The sequence below is a fragment of the Flavobacterium daemonense genome, assembly GCF_007341385.1.
In the GTDB taxonomy this organism is placed as follows: domain Bacteria; phylum Bacteroidota; class Bacteroidia; order Flavobacteriales; family Flavobacteriaceae; genus Flavobacterium; species Flavobacterium daemonense.
This window is the reverse complement of record NZ_VJYD01000003.1, coordinates 73,958-94,401: the sequence shown is the minus strand read 5'-3', so window position 1 is coordinate 94,401 and position 20,444 is coordinate 73,958. Positions and strand designations below refer to the sequence as shown.

Genomic DNA, 20,444 nt, shown 5'->3' with positions numbered 1-20,444 from the left:
ATCTAAATATCTAATCAGATTATCTTTTTTCAATTAAAATACTGACAGCATTACCTCCAAAACCTACAGCGTTTACTAAAACCTTTTTAATCGGCTTTTTGCGATCTTGCTTTTCTCCAAAAGGAACTCCAATAAAAACATCGTGCTGCATCATTAAAAGCGCCAATTCTAAACTCAAAATTCCAGAAGCGCCAAACGTGTGCCCTATTTTCCATTTATTGGTTGTCAATAAAGGTAACTTAGTTCCAAAAACTTTTTCAATCGCTCGCAATTCGGTCAAATCGCCTTTAATCGTTCCGGGCGCATGCATAACAATGGCATCGATGCTTTCCAAATCTTCGTCTTTTAAAGCCATTTTCATTGATTTCTGAAAACAAGTTGCTTCTGCAGAAATCGAAATATTATGTTCCAACACTTCAGTTGCATAACCCACACCGGTCACGTACGCGATGGCATTTTCTGTTTCTCCAGCTTCAAGACAGCAAACTGCAGCGCCTTCCCCTAAAATCATGGTGTTTTGAGTTTTCTCAAAATCGAAAGCCAGATTTGGCCAAGATTCCTGATCTTGATCAATACGCGAATAAATCTTCAAAGCTCTCATTTGAGCGATCGTAAAATCGGTCAATGGCGCTTCACTTCCACCCACCAAAAACTTATCAGCCATTCCTGATTTTAGCCACGCAACACCATTTAACAAAGCATGAAGCGCTGTTGAACAGGTAATTGAATGTGAAATTTCGGGTCCAACACTTTGCAGATCATGAGCAATCCAAGAAGAAATATTTCCAAGCGTAGTAGTTGGCGAAGCTAAAGTCTGGGCTTTTCCAGTATCTATATATTCTTTATAATGTTTTTCGAATAGATCTGTTGCTCCTCTTGAAGATCCAATATTTATTCCGAAAACATCATCTGAACTCCAGCCTGCTTGTTCAACTGCTTTGCGCGATGCTGCCAAAGCAAATAAAACAGAATCATCTAAAAATTTATATTTAATATCTGATTCTCTGACATCTGCAATAATCTTCTTTGAATCTGAACTTAATGGAGCTACCGAAGTTTCCTGCTGATCCAGAAATTGTTTTGAAAAGCAGTGATTTTCGTTCAGATAATTTGCCCAGACTTCTTCGGTAGTATTTCCCAATGGAGAAATAGATGAAAAAGCTGTTATGGAGATTTTATTTGTATTCAAAATATTGATTTTATGCCTATTGCATTTTCTAACCGCAAAGATCGCAAAAGAATTATAAAAAATGGCACACAGATGACGCTGATTAAACGGATTTAAAAAGATTAATCTGTGAAAATCCGTTTGATCTGTATTAATCTGTGGGCAGAATTACACCATTTCTATCGCTTCTTCAATTGTTTTATACACTTTCTGAAGTTGTTCGTTGGTCATAATATACGGAGGCAAAATGTAAACAATATTCCCAACTGGTCTTAAAACAACACCTTTATCAATAAAGAAATTATATAATTTGGTGCGCATTGAACCATAATAACTTTCTTCCGAATCTGATTTTATTTCAACAGCAAAAATAACGCCCAACGTTCGAGCAGTAATTACTTTCGAATGATTTTCAATCTTCTTCTGAAATTCTAAATGGCTCTTATTTATTCGTGCAATGTTAGCTTGCATTTCATTCGTCTGTAATAAATCAATACTAGCCAGAGCCGCAGCACAACCTGTTGGATTTGCCGTAAAAGTGTGTCCATGAAATAATGCCTTGTTGATATCGTCATCATAAAAAGCATCAAAAACTTCTTGTGTAAAAGTGGTAATCGCCATTGGAATTGTCCCTCCGGTCAATGCTTTCGATAAACAAATCATATCTGGATTTGCATCAACATAATCCATTGCAAAAGTTTTTCCTGTTTTTCCAAAGCCCGTCATCACTTCATCGGCAATTGTCAAAACATTATGTTCTTTACAAATCTCAATCAGTTTTGCCAATGCTTCTGGCTCATACATTACCATTCCAGCCGCACCTTGAACCAAAGGCTCAAAAATAAATCCGGCGCAATTATGTTTTTCAATTACATTTTTCAGCGCCTCAAAACTTGCTTCCTCATTCCCTTTTACAGGAACCGGAATTCGGACAACATCAATAAACATTCCTTGAAATGCTTGTGTATAAAACGAAATTCCACTAGCCGCCATTGCCGCAAACGTATCTCCGTGAAAAGCATTTTCGAAAGCAATTATTGTGGTGCGTTTTTCATTTTTATTGAAGAAATACTGTAAAGCTACTTTAATCGCTACTTCAACAGCAGTTGAGCCATTATCAGAAAAGAAGATTTTCTGCTGATTTTTCGGCAGAATTTCCATCAGTTTTTCAGCCACTTTTATTGCTGGCTCGTGTGTAAATCCGCCAAACAAAACATGTTCTAAAGTAGTCAATTGTTTGTAAATCGCATCGGCGATGAATTTATTGCTGTGTCCAAAAGGATTTACCCACCAAGAAGCAATCGCATCGATGTATTCTTTATTGTTTTCGTCCCAAAGCAAAGCGCCTTCGCCTCTCGAAATTGCAATTGGCGTTTGCGAAGTTTTATGCTGTGTATAAGGATGCCAAAGATATTGGCTGTCTTTTTCTGTTAATGTCATAGTGGTGAAATGTTTTTTGTTAGATGTGAGATAAAAGCATTTTACTTTTTACAAAACACATTTTACATTTTCAAAAGGTTTTCTCGAAACAAATCGGCATATTCTTTAATTACGTTTTGATCAAAATATGGTTCTTCGTCAATTCTTCCGATGCATTTGATTCCGGTTTTATTCAGAATCAAACTTTCTGTTGATTTATTTTCGCTTCCGCTGAAGATAATTCCGTGTACTTGAAAACCGCGATGCTGAATAGCCTCAATCGTCAACAAAGTATGATTGATACTTCCAAGATAATGTCTTGAAACTACAATTACTTTATAATCAGGTTTGATCAAGTCTACAATCGTATCACTTTCGTTTAACGGAACAAAAATTCCACCTGCGCCTTCAATAACCAAATGATTTTCAGTTTTTGGTTCCTGAATTTTCTTTAAATCAATTTCGATTCCATCAATTTCTGCTGCCAAATGCGGACTTGCAGGTGTATTTAATTCGTATGCATTTGGAAAAAATTGAGATTTAGAGTTCGAAATTTTAGATTTTACTTTGTGCGTATCGCTCAGAGCCAAATCTCCGGCTTGTATTGGTTTCCAATAATCAGCTTCTAAAGCTTCCACCACAATTGTCGATGCTACAGTTTTACCAACATCAGTAGAAATTCCTGTAATAAATATTTTCATAATTAATAGACCGCAGATGACACGGATTAAACCGATTATCGCGGATTTTTTTGTTTTTCAATCAATCAGCTACAAGACAATCCGCGTAAATTCGTTATATCCGTTTTATCTGTGGGCTGTCATGCAAAAATACCAATAAAAACAACAAACCCATCAATTACGATGGGTTCTGTTTTATTCTTCTTTTAATTGATCAATTACATTTTTGATTTCTTTGGCATATTTCCCATAAAATTTATGAACCCACCATTCCAACGAAATCCCCATAAATAAAATACAAAATACAACAATTGCAAAAACACTTATCAATTCTGTATTACTGAAATTCGTAACATCAAAACCTGGTTTTTTTAAAAATTCATTATACAAAAACCCAATTAAAAACAATACCATAAATGGCGTTAATGCAAATCCGAAGGTTTTGTATAATTCCATATTAAGCCGTACATCAAAATATGTTTCATACAAACTATCTTTTGTTTTCAAAGTAATCTTATTTAATCTTTTATAAAAAATGTAAAGCTTAACTAAGTAATACACACACACCGCAACAAAGATGCTAAACATCAAATAAAAAGGAACAATCCATTTTTCTGGAAAACGGTATAAATAAGGTGTAACACCAATTAATACTACAGCCACAGACTGCATAATAAGTTCATTTTTCAGATTTTTTTTAATCTTATCTAATGGCGTATTGGCCGAATTTATTTTTTCTAAATTATCTGGAACAACAACATTCTCTGTCTTTTCATTATTCCATGCGTTTTGTATATCGTTAAAATCCATATCCTTGATTTTTAATTATTTCTTTTAATTTTTCTTTGGCTCTGTTTAGTTTCACTCTGGCATTTCCTTCTGAAATCCCGAGATTTTCGCCGATTTCTTTATGAGAAAAGCCCTCTAGCTGATAGAAAATAATAGCCTTGTCAATTTTTTCCAATTTCTGAACTGCTTTATAAAAATGATCCAGCTGACTTTCTTTTATGTGCGAGTCACCCTCATCATCTTTTATATTTTCTGACGCAATTTCATATTTGTCAACCTTTCTCTTTTCTTTTCTAAGGAAAACAATTGCGGTATTAACGGCCACCCGATACATCCAGGTAGAAAATTGGCTTTCATTCCGAAACGTATCATACGATTTCCAAAGCTGGCAGACAATTTCCTGAAACAAATCCTGCTGATCGTCGTAGTTGTCCATGTACATTTTTGAAACCTTGTACAGAATCCCCTTGTGACTTTCTATCCGATTTAAAAACTCTTGTTCTTTTTCTTTCAAAATAGTTCTAGTTCATTACTGGTTTTACACTATATCCTGCTTTTCTTAATAAATTAATTACTCCAAATTCACCTCCCAAATGCGCCGAACCAACTGCGAAAAAGACGCTTTCATTTTTCATCATTTCCGGCATTTCATTAACCCAATTCAAGTTTCTTGCATCCAAAATCATCTTTTTTGTCTTCTCGCTTGTCACTTTTTTGTCTGTAATAATATCATACAAACTTTCAATATTTTCTGCTTTGTATTCAGTTACTAATTTAGTTGTTTCATCTTGATCTGAATCACTCAACAAAGTAATCATCTCATCATTTGTGTAGGCATTTTCAAAAATCGAAAATTGCGCTTTCACAGTTTCCAAACCGCCAATTTGCATATTTCTTTTTTTAGCCATCTCTATAAATTCCATTTCATAAAACTTTGTATCTGCACAGCCAAAACTTTTCATCGAAATCAAACTCATAACTGTAATTAAACTAAAACTATCTACTTGCTGAACCGTCATGCCAGTAGTTTTTTTCAAAATAGCATCTAATTGTGATAATTGTGTCGGATTTAAAAGTTTGCTCAGCGGTTCTTTCCCCATTGCCATTTTTTGCATTGTTGTCATTTCTGCCGCATCCGCCATATTGATTTCCAAAACCAACTTATTTGCTGTACCGAATGCTTTTTTTGTTTTTTCTAAAAGAAAAAAATCGCTTCCACAAATCATATGAATGGTTCCATATAAATAAGACGGCTTTTCCAATCCGTTTCCTGAAACTTCCCATAAAAGAGAGTTTTCCAGTTTTGGAGATTTTGTTTGCGCGTGCCCTACAGCACTAAAAACTAATACGATTATTGCGATTGCCGATGTAAATAATTTTTTCATAATGTTGACTGATTTTGATTGATTGATTTTTTGATTGATGATTGAAACCCGCTGTTATTTCTTCATGATTTTTTTTCGTTGCCAAGAAGCGATTGAAATCACAAATAAACAAATCATTACAACGAGTGTTTCTGTTCTTGGTTTATCTAAAATAAAATGGTTTACTAAAGTGTACCCTAATCCCAGAGAAGTAAAAAATATAAATACAAAGTCGGAAGTTCTCTCTTTTTTTGACGTTGATTCTGTTTTCATAATTATTTTGGTTTATTTGATTACGGCTCGTAAGTAATCGAATAATCAAAACGTTACAGAAAAATTTAAACTTTTTTAAAAAAGTGAGGAAATATAATACTTAAGAGAAGAAAAAAATGCCCACAGATTGAAATGTCACCCTGAGCGGAGTCGAAGGGCTTCCTAATCAAAATGGGCTTCGACTACGCTCAGCCTGACAACAACTGAGTCTTAAAAAACAAAATCTCCTAACAATTCTAAAATCTGGCTAATTTCTTCTTCTGTATTATAACTATGAATACAAAAACGCAGACGTTCCTGACCTTCAGGAACCGTGGGAGATAAAATTGCTTTGACATCAAAGCCTTTGTCTTGCAATTGCTGCGCAATTCGTTTTACATTTTCATTGCCAGGAATAATCGCCGACTGAATTGCCGATTTACTACGGACGAACATTGGCTTTAAGCCAAATAAATTTTTCTGCTGATTAAATAATACAATATTTTGACGGAGTTTGTCTATTGTTTCTTTCTCAATTTCCAAATGTTGATAAGCAACCAAAATTGTCGCAACCGAATGTGGTGATAATCCAGTTGTATAAATAAAGCTTCGGGCAAAGTTGACTAAATATTCTTTCAGTTCCAGACTTCCAAGCACAACCGCACCATGACAACCCAAACCTTTTCCGAAAGTCATAATTCGGGCAAAAATTCTATTGTGCAGCTTAAGATTTTGCATAAGTCCTTCACCTTTTTCTCCAAAAACGCCTAAAGTATGGGCTTCATCAACAACTAAGTAACAATTGTATTTTTCAGACAGCTGCACTAATTCTTCTAAATTAGGACTGTCGCCGTCCATTGAAAAAACGGTTTCTGTAACAATATAAATATTCGTATCAGGAAACTTTAAAATCAATCGTTCTAAATCTTCAAAATCATTATGATTGAATTTATACGATTTTGCATTTGACATAACAATTCCGTCACGAATGGAAGCATGACTTAATTCATCATACAAAATAATATCATTTCGCTGCGGTACGGCGCTAAAAAAACCCGCATTGGCATCATAACCCGAATTAAATATTAAAGCTGATTCAGCTTCATGAAATTGCATTATAAACGATTCTGCAATCTGATACAAAGAATGATTTCCAGAAATCAATCTTGAACCTGTCGCGCCATTTTGAATAATCTCATTTTCGATCAAATAATGATGAGATTGTCTAAAAACAGATTCCGATTTAGAAAATCCAATGTAGTCGTTTGAAGAAAAATCAACAAGATTATTAAAACTTGGTAATTTTCTCAACGAGTTATTTTGCTTTCTGTTTTCAAGCTTTTGAATAAGATTTTCAGGTAATTTCATAAAAGCAAAGTTATGAAATTGAAATTTGAAATAACATACAGCGGGATTTGATGTTCCCGCTGTTTTCTGGTTTATTTTAAATTGCGCTTATAAAAGGCGACTTTCGACTGTAATTTGATTCGGTCATTTCTTCAACCATAAATACCACAATATCAGATGCAGTAATTTTATCTCCTAAACAATCTTCAAGATTTACTTCAATTTCAGAGCTTTCATCGGTAAACTCAATAAACGGAACACGAACTTGCGTCCAGCCAACATCGCTTTGAACTAAAAGATCATACGCTTTTTGACGATCTTCCTGAATTATTGGAAAATTAGTTTTCATCCAGTCAGTTGCCATAATCGTCTTTGGACTTTTTTTATCAAATGGCGTATCAATATTCAATCCTGCCAATAAAACAAAGCGGTCAATATTTAATTCTTTCATGGCTTTTAGCACATTTTTTACCGACTGACTTGCAACCATAGGCTCACCAGGTCTTTGACCAATTGTACTCACCACCGCTTGACAATCTGCTAATAATAACCGAATAATTTCTTCATCAACAGCATCGCCTTTGATAATTTCTAAATGTGAATTTTGAATGGTTAGATTTTCAGGATTTCTAACTAATGCTTTTACATAAAATCCTTTATTTAACAACTGGTTTATAAGATAGTTTCCAGTTCTTCCTGCGCCACCAAGAACGGCGACTTTTGATATATTTTCCATAGATATTCTTCATAAAATTTGACATAAGTAATCTTGCTTTATCAAACAGATAAAACAAAAACGCAAAAGCTTACTGAGCCTTTACAACAAAATCAATATTTTATAAAGAGATTTTAATACTTCAAAAGTAAAAAATAATTTTCAAAAAGCATTGAAAATAAAAAAACCATTCACAAAAGTGAATGGTTTTAAAATATTCTGAAATTGTTATTAGTCAACTAAAACAATTACTTTATTGTCTTTCATTTCGATTGTACCTGACGCAATCTCTAAAGTATAAGTTTGGTCATTAACTCTCACAAATTTACCAGCTACCTCTTTAGAAAAATTAAAGCTTGGTGCAACAATTTTTACAGTTCCTTTTTCAAGAATAGAAACAATAGGAGCGTGATTATTTAAAATTTGAAAGCTTCCATCAACTCCTGGAACTGTAACTGAGGTCACTTGTCCTGAAAATAATTTTGCTTCTGGTGATACTATATCTAAAATCATGTCTTTTTAGTTAATAGTTGAGGTTGATGGTTGATGGTTGCTTTCTAACAACTGACAACTAACAACTAACAACCAAATTATTACGCTTCAGCTAACATTTTCTCTCCAGCTTCGATAGCATCTTGAATAGAACCTTTCAAGTTGAAAGCTGCTTCTGGAAGGTGATCTAACTCACCATCGATAATCATGTTGAAACCTTTGATAGTATCTTTAATATCAACTAATACACCTGGAATACCTGTAAACTGCTCCGCAACGTGGAATGGCTGAGACAAGAAACGTTGTACACGACGTGCTCTAGATACTGCAAGTTTATCTTCTTCAGATAACTCTTCCATACCAAGAATCGCAATGATATCTTGAAGTTGTTTGTATTTTTGAAGAATCTCTTTTACTCTTTGTGCACAGTTGTAGTGCTCATCCCCTAAGATATGTGGAGTCAAAATTCTTGAAGTAGAATCTAACGGGTCAACCGCTGGATAAATACCTAGCTCAGCAATTTTACGAGACAATACAGTTGTAGCATCTAAGTGCGCGAAAGTTGTAGCCGGCGCCGGGTCAGTTAAGTCATCCGCAGGAACGTAAACCGCTTGTACAGATGTAATAGATCCTTTGTTTGTAGATGTAATACGCTCTTGCATAGCACCCATCTCTGTTGCCAATGTTGGTTGGTAACCTACTGCAGATGGCATACGACCTAAAAGTGCCGATACCTCAGAACCTGCTTGAGTAAAACGGAAGATATTATCAACGAAGAATAATACATCTTTACCTTGGTCAGATCCTGCTCCATCACGGAAATACTCAGCGATAGATAATCCTGAAAGTGCAACACGTGCACGAGCTCCAGGTGGCTCATTCATTTGTCCGAAAACGAAAGTAGCTTTAGACTCTCTCATTCCTGGCATATCTACTTTAGATAAATCCCATCCTCCATTTTCCATAGAGTGCATGAAATCATCACCATATTTAATAATTCCTGACTCTAACATCTCACGAAGCAAGTCATTTCCTTCACGTGTTCTTTCACCTACTCCAGCGAATACTGAAAGTCCACCGTGACCTTTTGCGATATTGTTGATCAACTCCTGAATCAATACTGTTTTACCAACACCAGCACCACCAAACAATCCAATTTTACCTCCTTTTGCATAAGGCTCGATCAAATCGATTACTTTGATACCTGTAAATAAAACTTCAGATGAAGTTGATAAATCTTCGAATTTAGGAGCTTGTCTGTGAATAGGCAAACCATTTTCTCCAGTTTTTGGCAATTCACCTAAACCATCAATTGCGTCTCCAACAACATTAAATAAACGTCCATATACATCTGGACCGATTGGCATTTGAATTGGATTACCAGTTCCAACTACCTCATATCCTCTTGACAAACCGTCTGTAGAGTCCATAGAGATTGTACGAACAGTGTTTTCTCCAATGTGAGATTGTACTTCAAGAACTAATAATGTTCCATCTTTTTTTGTGATTTCTAATGAATCATAAATTTTTGGAAGTTCAACATCCTTACCGTTGAAAACTACGTCAACTACTGGTCCAATGATTTGAGCAACTTTTCCTATTACTTTTGACATTACTTATGTATTTATTAAATAGCTATTTAGGTTTATCGAAAATACCTCTTTTTTCAGAGCGCAAAGATAATTTTTTAAAATATAAAATCAATTTTTTTTTCATAAAAAATAGCATCATTTTGTTTGATTCCTAAAAGTAGAGGCCCAAATCACTAAAATTGTATTTTTTAACGAAATAAAAAAAGCCACTTCATTTTACAAAATGAGTGGCTTTTTACTAAAAAAAATTGGCATTATTGAATTGTCGCCGGGTATTGACCCGGATATGTAGCCAAATCGACATGACGCAATGTCGAACCGTATTGAGCATTTATCGCATCGATAAAAATATTAGCAATTAGACCATATCCTCTTGCACTTGGATGCACTCCATCTAATGAAAAAGCGCCACCAACCGCAAAGGCAGAAGTCATCGTAAAGTTTCCGAATTTAACTCCACCGTTTGACAGTTGAGTCATTACAGTTTTTGTATCAACAAAAGCCAAACCTTTTGATTTTGCCACTGATTCAATTGTTACATTGTATGCATCAGTTGCTTTTTTCACTTCTGCTATCTCTGTTGGGATAAGCACATGCTTGTCTTGCAGTGGATATGTAATTCCAAATGAATTTAATGGAGCCGGAGGAGCAACGCCAATTCCTGAGTTTTGAGCTGTCGGAGCTGTATTAATATCGTTCTGAGTAGTCAACATAATTAAGTCTGTTGCCTTGGCTTGTCTTGCTTGTCCAAAAACAGCACCGTAAAAAGCAGCAGTCTGTGCTCCCAATGTAGGAGTAAATGCCGCTGTTAATTGAGCAGACAAATCTTTCAAGCTTTCATCTTTTATCAATAAGGGGTTAGAAGCCGTTTCAGACAACAAGTTAATTCTATCTCCTGCACCAAAAGCTGTCAAAGCTTGTTTTAAAGGGCCGTACAATTGCGCATTAAGCGGCGCGATTTTACCTATTAACAGCTTAGGACTAAGCGGATTGTAAGGAACAGTTGTAAAATAAGGCAAAGTGGTAATATAAGGCAGATTTGCAACAACACCTTTTGCTCCATTTGCTGTTAAAGCTGTAGCCAAAGAAGAATAGACATTCGCAAAAACTGTCGGATCTGTAATATCGTTTCCTCCATAAGTTTTAGGATCCATATTTCCTGTTTGATCTTTTCCTATACCACCAGAAGTTGCATAAGCCAAAACATCATTTCCTCCAATAAACAATGAGAAGAAAGTTGGCGACTGAGCCAAAGCATCTGCCAACACAGTCGTTGACGGAGTGGTGGCAAATCTTGCAAAATATGGATTCGCCGCGCCAGAAGGTACGCCAGCCAAATTACCATAACCAGCCGCTATCAAATGAAAACTTTTAGCACCTGGAACTCCCATATTATTAAAGGCGCCTGTAAGATGCGCCGTAACTTCTGTTGTCGGAGCCCCAGATACAGGTGTCGGAGCCTTTGTTGTCGCATTAAAATACAAACGTGGTCCAGCAATTACAGCACCATTAAACAACAATCCACCTATATTATCATTCGCATAAGGTATTGTAAAAACCCCTCCTCCTGCGGCAGAAAATTGTTTAGCCAAAATATTTGGATATCCATTTTCCTGACCTTTTTTGAAAAGGGCATTATCACTATATCCCGCAGCAAAAGAATCACCAAGCGCTACATATTTAGTAAATACTGCCGATCCCGGTACTACTGGCACTTCTGCTGGCACATCACTATCATCACTATTACATGCCATAAAGGTTAAAGAAACCAATAAAAGCCATTTTATATTTTTTTTCATGTCGTTTAAAATTTAAAAATTAATACATCTTCCTATTTATTTTTCATTCGAAAAAACAGAAAGAAAATCTCACTTCATCAAATTTACTTCCTATAATTATGGATTAATAGTCCAAGAAGCAAACCACATCTGACCAATTGCACCAGCTCCGATTACTTGAATATAATCTTTCCCAAAAAGGTTTGTCGCTCCAACTTTAATAACTGATTTAAGTTTTGGCAAACCATAATTAACTTGCGCATCAAGAACTGTATTTTCTGGAATCATTCCATCTCCAAAAGAAGATTGCCATAAATACTCCGTGTTCCATCTCACATTTACATTAAATCCTAAATTCTTAGCCACTTTTGCATTTCCAAGAGAAGCTTTAATTCTGTGTTTTGGTGTATTGAATCCCGCCACAAAACCTGGATCTTCTGATTGATCAAAACTAAATTGAGCATAGTTGTAATTAACACCAACTTCAAAATCTTTATAAACTTTTTTAGACAAACCAACTCCAAAACCAAATGAAGAAATTTGCGCTGTTGTATTTGTGTAAACTTGATATACTCTTCTGTCACCAAAAGCAAGTGCCGCATAGGTCATTTGAACATTTGGATCTGCAGGATTTGTTCCTACTGTACCATAGTAAGGAGAAATAACTCTTGCCGTATTCATGAAATCATTGTAGATATTGTAATATGCATTTAAGTCAATTGACAAATCATTTTGAACCACAGAACGATATCCTGCTTCAAAAGCCTGAACCTGCTCTGGTTTCACTAGACCAATATTTGCCACTTGAAGGTCAGCCGGATTTCCAGATGCGCCAAATGCCTGAACAGAAGCTAAAGTATAAGCATTATGATATGCATTTTGCCCTGATAAATTTACAGTAGCTGGAGCTCCCATAGCTTGACCAGCCAAACTTACTGGCATTGTTTCTTGGAATCTGTCTAAGTTTTCTGCCGCTGAACCAATTAAAGCAAACGGCCCTAGGTCTAAACCAATATATTGATCTTGTGTAGTTGGGTTACGGAAACCTGTTTGATAAGATAATCTGAAATTATGTCTTTTAGATTCACCTGCAGCGTAAGTGAACGAAACTCTTGGCGAAATATTTCCGTCAAAATTTTGGCTTTTATCATAACGCAAAGACCCAGTGAATTTCAAACGGTCATCCATCCATTTTTTTTGCAATTGAGCATAAGCTCCATATTCTTTATAACTAATTGGACCATCATAATCCGTAAAGATTGTACCCTGGGAATCCATTACATATTTTCTCCAAGAACCACCCACTTGAATTTCTGCCCATTTTACTAAATCTCTAAAATTATAATTCACATCTGAGTGATACAATTTTGAATGATCAATGAATTTAGCACCCTGTGTCAAATCTGGATTCTGAGTTACAGTTGCAAGTGCGCTGTTAAACTGTGCAGAACCTGGCTCAAACCTCGGTGATCTTGGCGCATTTGGATTAGCAGGATCAATGTTTGGAACTAAACCAAGGCCTGGCGAAACATTGTAATCAGCAAAATTTCTTGCATAAGCGGCCGCTTCGTTTGAATTCAATCCTAAAGAAGCAGATGATAATTGGAAAGCCGTAGCATAATCTGTAAACCAGTTTGTATCTGATTTTGCCGCTCTGTTTACGTTCCATGCTGCAAATCTCATGTCATATGAATTTCCAGCATCCTCGCTTGTAAAATAAACTCTACCAAAAAAGTTTTTCCCTCTAACCTCAAATTTCCCTTGTTGCATTAAGAAATCTTTCAAAGCATATCTGTTTGCTCCCTGATAAATTGTACTTCCTGTACCAATTTTATATTGAAGAATAAACTCGGTATCATCTTTCCAAGGCTTGAAGTGCGCGCTGAAATCCGCTTTCATGCTCTTAACTTTATTATCAGTAAGATCTTGCTCACGATATCCAGTTCTACTCACCTGTCCCACATTCGGAATAAAAGTAGTAACCTCGTCACCATAGATATTTAATCCATCATAATTCTGATTCACTGCGTGACTATCTCCTCCAGCTGTCATGCTTCTTTTATCACCAGCAATCCATTCTGTAGCTTCCATGTAAGTAAAGTTAGCTTTCATAGCAAAAGTCTCTGTGAATGCTTTTGCTGCTCTAATTCCGAAATCATTATAATCATTAGTTCCCGCTATATCCTGAGAAGTCTGTCCGTATTTGTAATAAACACTGATTCCTTCATTTGTAAAAGGACTTTTACTTGTCATAAACATAATACCGTTAAAAGCATTTGCACCATAAAGAGCTGAAGATGCTCCAGGCAAAAGCTCAACACTCGCCACATCAATATCTGATACACCAATTAAATTACCCAAAACAAAATTTAATGCTGGCGATGAATTATCCATACCGTCAACCAACTGCATGAAACGGGTATTTGCAACAGTTGCAAAACCACGAGTATTGATAGATTTGAACGAAATACTGCTGGTATTGAAATGTACTTCCTTCAAATTTTCTAAACCATCATAAAATGTAGGTGCTGTTGTGTTTTTAATTTCCTGAATCCCCATTCTTTCAACAGTAACAGGTGATTCAATAATTCTTTCCGGTGTTCTTGAAGCCGAAACCACAATTTCATCCAACTTATTCTCCTCATCTTTTAGGACTACATCAATCTTCTGATTTAAAGATGTGACACTAATTGTTTTTGTTTCAAAACCGATTGCAGAAACCTTAATAGTAAAAGGTGGTTTTGAAGTAGTATTCAATTTAAATGTACCATCAAAATCAGTTGAAGTTCCAGTTGAACTTCCTACAATATTAATGTTGGCACCTGGAATAGATTGTTTGTTACTATCGGTAACAGAACCAGTGATTGTATTCTGCGCAAAGGAAACGCCGCAGAAAAACAACATAATCAGCAAATAGACTCTCATTTAGGTTAGGTTTTTGGTTAGTTTATCTAGCCAAAATACAAATATTTTTGAGATTAATAAAAAAACGTTAAAAAAAATCAGGATAACGCATATTTTTTGTTAGTATTTTAACTATTTCACATTGTGTTTTATTCAATTAACAGCAATAACGAGGCTTTGCAAATCTAAAATAGTATGCATACATATAAAATTTGACGAAAAAATTGAAGATTTAATAAAAATACTAGGCTCAGAAAAAAAATCTGACAAATAAAAAAAGCGAGACATAAATCTCGCTTTTTTAACATTTGTATATTTTAAGATATTACTCTACAGTAACTGATTTTGCCAAATTACGAGGCTGATCAACATTACAACCTCTCATAACAGCAATATAATAAGAAAGCAATTGCAATGGGATAGTTGTAATTAGCGGAGACAATGCATCTGAAGTTTCTGGAATTTCGATTACATAATCTGCCAATTCACGAACCTGAACATCTCCTTTAGTAACAACAGCAATAATTTTACCGCTTCGAGATTTAATCTCTTGAATATTACTTACAATTTTATCATAGTGACCTTGTTTAGGCGCAATTACAATAACTGGCATGTGCTCGTCAATCAAAGCGATTGGCCCGTGTTTCATCTCTGCCGCAGGATATCCTTCAGCATGGATATATGAAATTTCTTTAAGCTTCAACGCACCTTCAAGAGCTACCGGGAAGTTATATCCACGACCTAAGTAAAGACAGTTTGCAGAATCTTTAAAAGCTGCTGCAATTTCTTTTGCTTTATCGTTTGTTTCCAATGCCTCTGCTACCTTTTCAGGAATTATTTCTAATTCTTGCAAATAAGCATGGAAATCACTGTTTGTTAAAGTTCCTTTTGCTTTTCCTAATTTTAAAGCAATCATGGTAAGAACTGTAATTTGAGTAGTAAATGCCTTAGTCGAAGCTACACCAATCTCCGGTCCAGCATGTGTATAAGCACCTGCGTGGCTTTCTCTAGAAATAGACGAACCTACAACGTTACAAACTCCAAAAACAAAGGCACCGTTTTCTTTTGCCAATTTAATAGCCGCCATTGTATCAGCAGTTTCTCCTGATTGAGAAATTGCAATTACAACATCGTCTTTATTAATAATTGGGTTTCTGTATCTAAACTCCGAAGCATATTCTACTTCAACTGGAATACGTGTAAATTCTTCAAAAATATATTCAGCCACTAAACCAGCATGCCACGAAGTACCACAAGCAACAATTAAAATACGTTTTGCATTTAAAAATTTCTCAAGATTATCTTCAACACCAGCCATCTGAACAATTCCTTCATTTGCATGAAGTCTTCCTCTGTAAGTGTCTTTAATTACACTTGGCTGCTCGTAGATTTCTTTTAACATGAAATGATCGTAGCCTCCTTTTTCAATCTGCTCCAAATTCATTTGAAGTTCTTGAATGTAAGGATCAACTAATGAGTCATCTTTTATTTTTCTAACTTTAAGAGGCTTGTGCAATCTAATGTTTGCCATTTCGCCATCTTCAAGATAAATTGCATTTGAAGTGTATTCAATAAAAGGGGAAGCATCTGAAGCTACAAAATACTCACCCTCGCCAACACCAATTGCCAACGGACTTCCTAATCTTGCCGCAACAATTTCATCAGGATTCTTTTTATCAAAAACTGCAATAGCATACGCCCCTACAACCTGATTTAAAGCAATCTGAACTGCTTTTCCTAACTTAATGTTTTCGTTTTTTTGAACCTCTTCAATTAAGTTAACTAAAACTTCTGTATCTGTATCTGATTTAAAAGTATATCCTCTCTTGATTAATTCTTCTTTTAGCGGTGCGTAGTTTTCAATAATTCCATTGTGAATAATTACTAATTCACCAGAATTTGAAAGATGCGGATGCGAATTCACGTCATTTGGCACTCCGTGGGTTGCCCAACGCGTATGCCCAATACCTATAGCTCCGTTTGTTGTGAACTCACCTTTTGCTTTAGCTTCAAGATCTGAAACTTTACCTTTTGTTTTACAAAGCTTTATTCCAGTTTCGTTGTCAAACAACATAACACCTGCACTGTCATAACCTCTGTATTCGAGTCGCTTTAATCCTTTGATAACAATAGGATATGCCTCTCTATGGCCAATATATCCAACAATTCCACACATATATATTTATTAATTTGGTTTCGTGTAGTAAATTTCGAGTCTCAGTCTTTTATCTTCCGCAACGGTAGATTTACTTCCGTACAGAATAGTCCCTAATGGTCCCATAACTGATCCTCGCGGCGCTTCTGAAATAACGCTGTTTTTTAATTTTAATTTATTAGAAGTAATCGTACTGATATCTTCCGTAACAACCAGACCTAATTTTACATTGACTGCGGTTGCATCTTTTATAAGATTTCGAATATGATTTGTAATTCTTACTTTATATGATTTCCCTCTCTTCGTAGTGTCATCATAACTAATAATACCGCCAAAAATATATTTTGTGGCCTTCGGATCATTAGTAAGCGCAGTAGACGTACCATCAGAATAATCTATTAAAGGTATATTGTTTGTCAAATCATACAAATAAACCCTTTTTGGTTCATCAGCTTTAAAACCGCCAGAGCCTTGATCTGACATTTTATCTGAATCAATTGTAAAAACAAGATTCGCTTCGTTTACAAGCCAATTTTTTGTTCTGATTTCATCAAGCTGAGCGGCAAAACCATTTAATTCAATAACAGCGAGCGATCCCTGGCCTCCCCTTATATATAGACTTTCATCACCAGTTGTCCTATTTATATTCGATTCACTAATCGCATTGGAATAATTAGCACTCTTTGCATCTTGTTGAAGGCTTGCCGTTGCACCACTCAAATTAATCGTAATGGTCTTCTCTTCCGTTGTTTCAGGAGCATCAGTAGTAATTGCGGTTTTAGCCTTGTACTTAATAACAATTTTACCTGCTTTTGCAAAATCAAGCAAGGCCAAATTAGCAGGATTACTTCCTGATCTTTGCACTTTAAAATACAAACCTCTAAAATAGTCTTGAAACACTGTTGCCGACGATAATTTTTCGGCAGGAGCTAATAGAATTTTTTTCTTAAAAAACAACGTATCCAAACTCAATCGCATTTCTGGCGCCACTTTGGTTGTTGTTTCTTTTCCACTGTCATCCACAGTTGTATCTGTTATTTCAGCATTATTAAAAAAGAACTCTGTATTTTGACTTGTAGTACTTGAATTATTTAACTTTTCACCAATCTTGTAGGTATCAAAAGTTGTATTTTCATCAGTATAATATAGTTGAGGCAACTGCGTACCATTATCATAAAAATTACTTCGCATTTGAACTCCAGACTCATAAACACTCAAATCAATTTTTCCGTTTGCGGGTCCAAAAACCGAATCTAGTTCAAAAGTACGTGCGCCCGTAGTGGCATCAGTAGCCGTAACGTGGCTAAAATAAGGAACACTCAAAGTCACACTCTCAATAACAGGAGCTTCACCAATTGTCGGATTATATTCTGACAAAGTAACCTGAGTTGCATAATTTCCTGTCGTAGTACCAAAAACAGGATTATCATAAATACCTAACGCATTAATCGCCAATCCGTTTGACTGAATAGGCGTAATTTCTTGATTATAGGCCAAAACATCATATTTCTCCGGCGTCAAATCAAAATGATTATCCCCGATCAATTCATCACCTATCGCATTAAAATCTCTATCACAGGAATATAAAAAAACAACTGTTGCCGCTATTAGAATTTTCTTAATAAAAGAAGTATTATACATGTTTAAATTTAAAATTAATTAAAGACCCATTTTTCTATAGAAATTTGTATACGCTTCAGCGAATGCATCTTTCGGGCCGAAAGGTAAAAAAGGTTTTCCTGAAGATTCTATAAATTTTGTTAAACTTGGGGAAACATTTTCAGACGCAATAATCACAGCATCCGAATGTAATATACTTGCTTTTAATATATTCTCGTAGTTAGGAATTTCCAAGTCAGCAACAGATTCGTGCGGCACTCCATCGAATTTCACTTTGTTGATCATCTCCATATCAAGATTTTCATCAAAAGATTGTCCGTAAACTGACGTAACAATTTTTGTTTCAGAAAACAAAGCTTCATTTTTATAATAATGCTTCATATAAATTGGAAGCATTGCAGCCAACCAGCCATGAACGTGAATAATATCTGGAACCCAGTTCAATTTTTTAACTGTCTCAACAACTCCTTTGGCAAAAAATATGGCACGCTCATCATTATCTGGATAAAGAGCACCTTCTTCGTCTGCAAAAGTTGCTTTGCGTTTAAAATACTCATCATTATCGATAAAATAAACCTGAATTCTCTCTTTCGGAATTGAAGCAACTTTAATAATCAATGGCATATCTAAATCATTCACTACCAAATTCATTCCAGAAAGCCTGATCACTTCGTGTAATTGATGTCTTCTTTCGTTGATATTTCCATATCTTGGCATGAAAATTCTTATCTGACCTCCTTGATCATTGATCATTTTCGGAACGTCATACGACATTAAAGAAACCTCATTTTCAGCCAAATAAGGCACGACTTCAGATGATACATATAATATCCTCTTATCTTTCATAATAGTATTTTACTTAATTTTTGGTAATAAAAACGTTGCAAAATTACAAAATTTTATGCAGTTTATAACTAATATATTATGTTTGCACTAAATTTTAATAATACCGCCATGCATATTTTTTACGGTAAAGTAGCTCTGATAGCGTATTTGAAAACTATCAAAACAGCAAATTCAACTATCGGATTTGTACCAACCATGGGAGCTTTACACCAAGGGCATCTGGCTTTAATGCAGCGATCACTTAAAGAAAACAACGATACCGTTGTAAGTATTTTCGTAAACCCTACTCAGTTCAATAATTCAGAAGATTTAGAAAAATATCCTCGCACTCTTGAAGAAGATGTAAAAAAAATGAGAGGATTAAGTGACAAAATAATTTTATATGCTCCTTCTGTTGAAGATATTTATGAAGGAAATACAATTTCACAATCATTTGATTTTGATGGATTAGAAAATCAGATGGAAGGAAAATTCAGACCTGGGCATTTTAACGGAGTCGGAACAATTGTAAAACGCCTTTTTGAAATTGTTACGCCAACAAATGCATACTTTGGCGAAAAAGATTTTCAGCAATTGCAAATTGTTAAAAAACTAGTCGAAAAAAATAATCTGCCAGTAAATGTTGTTGGCTGTCCAATTTTTAGAGAAGAGAACCAATTAGCAATGAGCTCTCGAAACGAGCGTCTTTCTGCACAAGAAAGAAAAGAAGCCTCAATAATCTATAAAGTCCTTACTGAAACCAAAGAAATATTCCAGAAAAACACTCCCGAAGAGACTATAAAATTTGTCGAAGACGCATTCAAGGACAATGAAAGATTTAAACTTGAATATTTTGTAATTGCTGACGAATCGACATTATTACCGATTGATCATAAAATTAACGACAAAAAATACCGTGCGTTTATAGCAGTATTTGTTAATTCTATAAGGTTAATTGACACCATTTCATTAAATTAAATTACCTTTGCTGCATGCAAATTCAAGTTATAAAATCAAAAATTCATCGAGTAAAAGTTACTGGAGCTGATTTAAATTATATCGGCAGTATTACTATTGATGAAACTCTACTAGAAGCCTCAAATATTATTGAAGGCGAAAAAGTATCTATTGTCAACATTAATAATGGGGAACGTTTTGAAACTTATGCTATAAAAGGCATAAAAAATTCAGGCGAAATCACCCTTAATGGTCCAGCTGCCAGAAAGGTTCAAAAAGATGATATTATTATTATCATTTCTTACGCAACTTTGGATTTTGAAGAAGCTAAAACCTTCAAACCTTGGATCATTTTCCCTAATGAAAATGATAATTCGCTGACATAAA

General features: G+C 35.1%; 18 protein-coding genes. 2 read left to right on the top strand and 16 right to left on the bottom strand.

The window, feature by feature from the left end:
• Positions 1 to 19: 19 nt before the first annotated feature.
• From FND99_RS05015 to FND99_RS04940, 16 genes are all read right to left on the bottom strand, one after another.
• Positions 20 to 1,189 carry a beta-ketoacyl synthase N-terminal-like domain-containing protein gene (locus FND99_RS05015; protein ID WP_144336890.1) on the bottom strand — a complete coding sequence of 390 codons (1,170 nt, stop codon included), beginning with the start codon at positions 1,187 to 1,189 and terminating at the stop codon, positions 20 to 22.
• 147 nt (positions 1,190 to 1,336) lie between these two features.
• Positions 1,337 to 2,608 (bottom strand): adenosylmethionine--8-amino-7-oxononanoate transaminase, encoded by a 1,272-nt coding sequence (gene bioA, locus FND99_RS05010; RefSeq protein WP_144336889.1) that lies wholly within the window; start codon positions 2,606 to 2,608, stop codon positions 1,337 to 1,339.
• 62 nt (positions 2,609 to 2,670) lie between these two features.
• The gene (gene bioD, locus FND99_RS05005; RefSeq protein ID WP_144336888.1) at positions 2,671 to 3,288 is read right to left on the bottom strand and encodes a dethiobiotin synthase; all 618 of its coding nucleotides are present in this window, start codon (positions 3,286 to 3,288) and stop codon (positions 2,671 to 2,673) included.
• 174 nt (positions 3,289 to 3,462) lie between these two features.
• Positions 3,463 to 4,077 carry a hypothetical protein gene (locus FND99_RS05000; protein ID WP_144336887.1) on the bottom strand — a complete coding sequence of 205 codons (615 nt, stop codon included), beginning with the start codon at positions 4,075 to 4,077 and terminating at the stop codon, positions 3,463 to 3,465.
• Positions 4,067 to 4,570 carry an RNA polymerase sigma factor gene (locus tag FND99_RS04995; protein WP_035652894.1) on the bottom strand — a complete coding sequence of 168 codons (504 nt, stop codon included), beginning with the start codon at positions 4,568 to 4,570 and terminating at the stop codon, positions 4,067 to 4,069. Before FND99_RS04995 ends, FND99_RS05000 begins: the two co-directional genes overlap by 11 nt.
• Positions 4,571 to 4,577: 7 nt before the next feature.
• The gene (locus FND99_RS04990; protein WP_144336886.1) at positions 4,578 to 5,441 is read right to left on the bottom strand and encodes a TraB/GumN family protein; all 864 of its coding nucleotides are present in this window, start codon (positions 5,439 to 5,441) and stop codon (positions 4,578 to 4,580) included.
• 54 nt (positions 5,442 to 5,495) lie between these two features.
• Complete coding sequence (locus FND99_RS04985; RefSeq protein WP_144336885.1) at positions 5,496 to 5,693, bottom strand: hypothetical protein; 198 nt, start codon at positions 5,691 to 5,693, stop codon at positions 5,496 to 5,498.
• 210 nt (positions 5,694 to 5,903) lie between these two features.
• Positions 5,904 to 7,040: an aminotransferase class I/II-fold pyridoxal phosphate-dependent enzyme gene (locus FND99_RS04980; RefSeq protein WP_144336884.1), complete on the bottom strand. Its 1,137-nt coding sequence runs from the start codon at positions 7,038 to 7,040 to the stop codon at positions 5,904 to 5,906.
• Between the two features lie 76 nt (positions 7,041 to 7,116).
• Positions 7,117 to 7,755 carry an NAD(P)-dependent oxidoreductase gene (locus FND99_RS04975; protein WP_144336883.1) on the bottom strand — a complete coding sequence of 213 codons (639 nt, stop codon included), beginning with the start codon at positions 7,753 to 7,755 and terminating at the stop codon, positions 7,117 to 7,119.
• A 210-nt stretch (positions 7,756 to 7,965) separates the two neighbouring features.
• Positions 7,966 to 8,247, bottom strand: a complete 282-nt coding sequence (locus FND99_RS04970; RefSeq protein ID WP_144336882.1) for a F0F1 ATP synthase subunit epsilon — start codon at positions 8,245 to 8,247, stop codon at positions 7,966 to 7,968.
• Positions 8,248 to 8,327: 80 nt separating this feature from the next.
• The gene (atpD, locus tag FND99_RS04965) at positions 8,328 to 9,839 is read right to left on the bottom strand and encodes a F0F1 ATP synthase subunit beta (RefSeq protein ID WP_026727486.1); all 1,512 of its coding nucleotides are present in this window, start codon (positions 9,837 to 9,839) and stop codon (positions 8,328 to 8,330) included.
• A 233-nt stretch (positions 9,840 to 10,072) separates the two neighbouring features.
• Positions 10,073 to 11,617, bottom strand: coding sequence for an SGNH/GDSL hydrolase family protein (locus tag FND99_RS04960; protein WP_144336881.1), 1,545 nt, complete (start codon positions 11,615 to 11,617; stop codon positions 10,073 to 10,075).
• 96 nt (positions 11,618 to 11,713) lie between these two features.
• Positions 11,714 to 14,521 carry a carboxypeptidase-like regulatory domain-containing protein gene (locus FND99_RS04955; RefSeq protein ID WP_144336880.1) on the bottom strand — a complete coding sequence of 936 codons (2,808 nt, stop codon included), beginning with the start codon at positions 14,519 to 14,521 and terminating at the stop codon, positions 11,714 to 11,716.
• A gap of 304 nt (positions 14,522 to 14,825) precedes the next feature.
• Positions 14,826 to 16,676: a glutamine--fructose-6-phosphate transaminase (isomerizing) gene (gene glmS, locus FND99_RS04950; RefSeq protein ID WP_144336879.1), complete on the bottom strand. Its 1,851-nt coding sequence runs from the start codon at positions 16,674 to 16,676 to the stop codon at positions 14,826 to 14,828.
• 9 nt (positions 16,677 to 16,685) lie between these two features.
• Positions 16,686 to 18,296, bottom strand: a complete 1,611-nt coding sequence (locus FND99_RS04945) for a DUF4270 domain-containing protein (RefSeq protein WP_144336878.1) — start codon at positions 18,294 to 18,296, stop codon at positions 16,686 to 16,688.
• Between the two features lie 18 nt (positions 18,297 to 18,314).
• Complete coding sequence (locus FND99_RS04940; RefSeq protein ID WP_144336877.1) at positions 18,315 to 19,121, bottom strand: glycogen/starch synthase; 807 nt, start codon at positions 19,119 to 19,121, stop codon at positions 18,315 to 18,317.
• A 78-nt stretch (positions 19,122 to 19,199) separates the two neighbouring features.
• On the opposite strand from FND99_RS04940, the gene panC reads away from it, so the two are divergent.
• Both panC and panD read left to right on the top strand, forming a co-directional pair.
• Positions 19,200 to 20,078, top strand: coding sequence for a pantoate--beta-alanine ligase (panC, locus tag FND99_RS04935; protein WP_144336876.1), 879 nt, complete (start codon positions 19,200 to 19,202; stop codon positions 20,076 to 20,078).
• 14 nt (positions 20,079 to 20,092) lie between these two features.
• The gene (gene panD, locus FND99_RS04930; protein ID WP_115887625.1) at positions 20,093 to 20,443 is read left to right on the top strand and encodes an aspartate 1-decarboxylase; all 351 of its coding nucleotides are present in this window, start codon (positions 20,093 to 20,095) and stop codon (positions 20,441 to 20,443) included.
• Position 20,444: the final 1 nt, after the last annotated feature.

Bases quoted from the DNA above. Each gene is read 5' to 3' on its own strand.
- bioA (WP_144336889.1), bottom strand. From the start codon at position 2,608: ATGACATTAACAGAAAAAGACAGCCAATATCTTTGGCATCCTTATACA.
- FND99_RS04985 (WP_144336885.1), bottom strand. From the start codon at position 5,693: ATGAAAACAGAATCAACGTCAAAAAAAGAGAGAACTTCCGACTTTGTA.
- FND99_RS04940 (WP_144336877.1), bottom strand. From the start codon at position 19,121: ATGAAAGATAAGAGGATATTATATGTATCATCTGAAGTCGTGCCTTAT.
- FND99_RS04980 (WP_144336884.1), bottom strand. From the start codon at position 7,040: ATGAAATTACCTGAAAATCTTATTCAAAAGCTTGAAAACAGAAAGCAA.
- atpD (WP_026727486.1), bottom strand. From the start codon at position 9,839: ATGTCAAAAGTAATAGGAAAAGTTGCTCAAATCATTGGACCAGTAGTT.
- FND99_RS04975 (WP_144336883.1), bottom strand. From the start codon at position 7,755: ATGGAAAATATATCAAAAGTCGCCGTTCTTGGTGGCGCAGGAAGAACT.
- FND99_RS04990 (WP_144336886.1), bottom strand. From the start codon at position 5,441: ATGAAAAAATTATTTACATCGGCAATCGCAATAATCGTATTAGTTTTT.
- panD (WP_115887625.1), top strand. From the start codon at position 20,093: ATGCAAATTCAAGTTATAAAATCAAAAATTCATCGAGTAAAAGTTACT.
- FND99_RS05000 (WP_144336887.1), bottom strand. From the start codon at position 4,077: ATGGATTTTAACGATATACAAAACGCATGGAATAATGAAAAGACAGAG.
- panC (WP_144336876.1), top strand. From the start codon at position 19,200: ATGTTTGCACTAAATTTTAATAATACCGCCATGCATATTTTTTACGGT.
- bioD (WP_144336888.1), bottom strand. From the start codon at position 3,288: ATGAAAATATTTATTACAGGAATTTCTACTGATGTTGGTAAAACTGTA.
- glmS (WP_144336879.1), bottom strand. From the start codon at position 16,676: ATGTGTGGAATTGTTGGATATATTGGCCATAGAGAGGCATATCCTATT.
- FND99_RS04955 (WP_144336880.1), bottom strand. From the start codon at position 14,521: ATGAGAGTCTATTTGCTGATTATGTTGTTTTTCTGCGGCGTTTCCTTT.
- FND99_RS04960 (WP_144336881.1), bottom strand. From the start codon at position 11,617: ATGAAAAAAAATATAAAATGGCTTTTATTGGTTTCTTTAACCTTTATG.
- FND99_RS04970 (WP_144336882.1), bottom strand. From the start codon at position 8,247: ATGATTTTAGATATAGTATCACCAGAAGCAAAATTATTTTCAGGACAA.
- FND99_RS04945 (WP_144336878.1), bottom strand. From the start codon at position 18,296: ATGTATAATACTTCTTTTATTAAGAAAATTCTAATAGCGGCAACAGTT.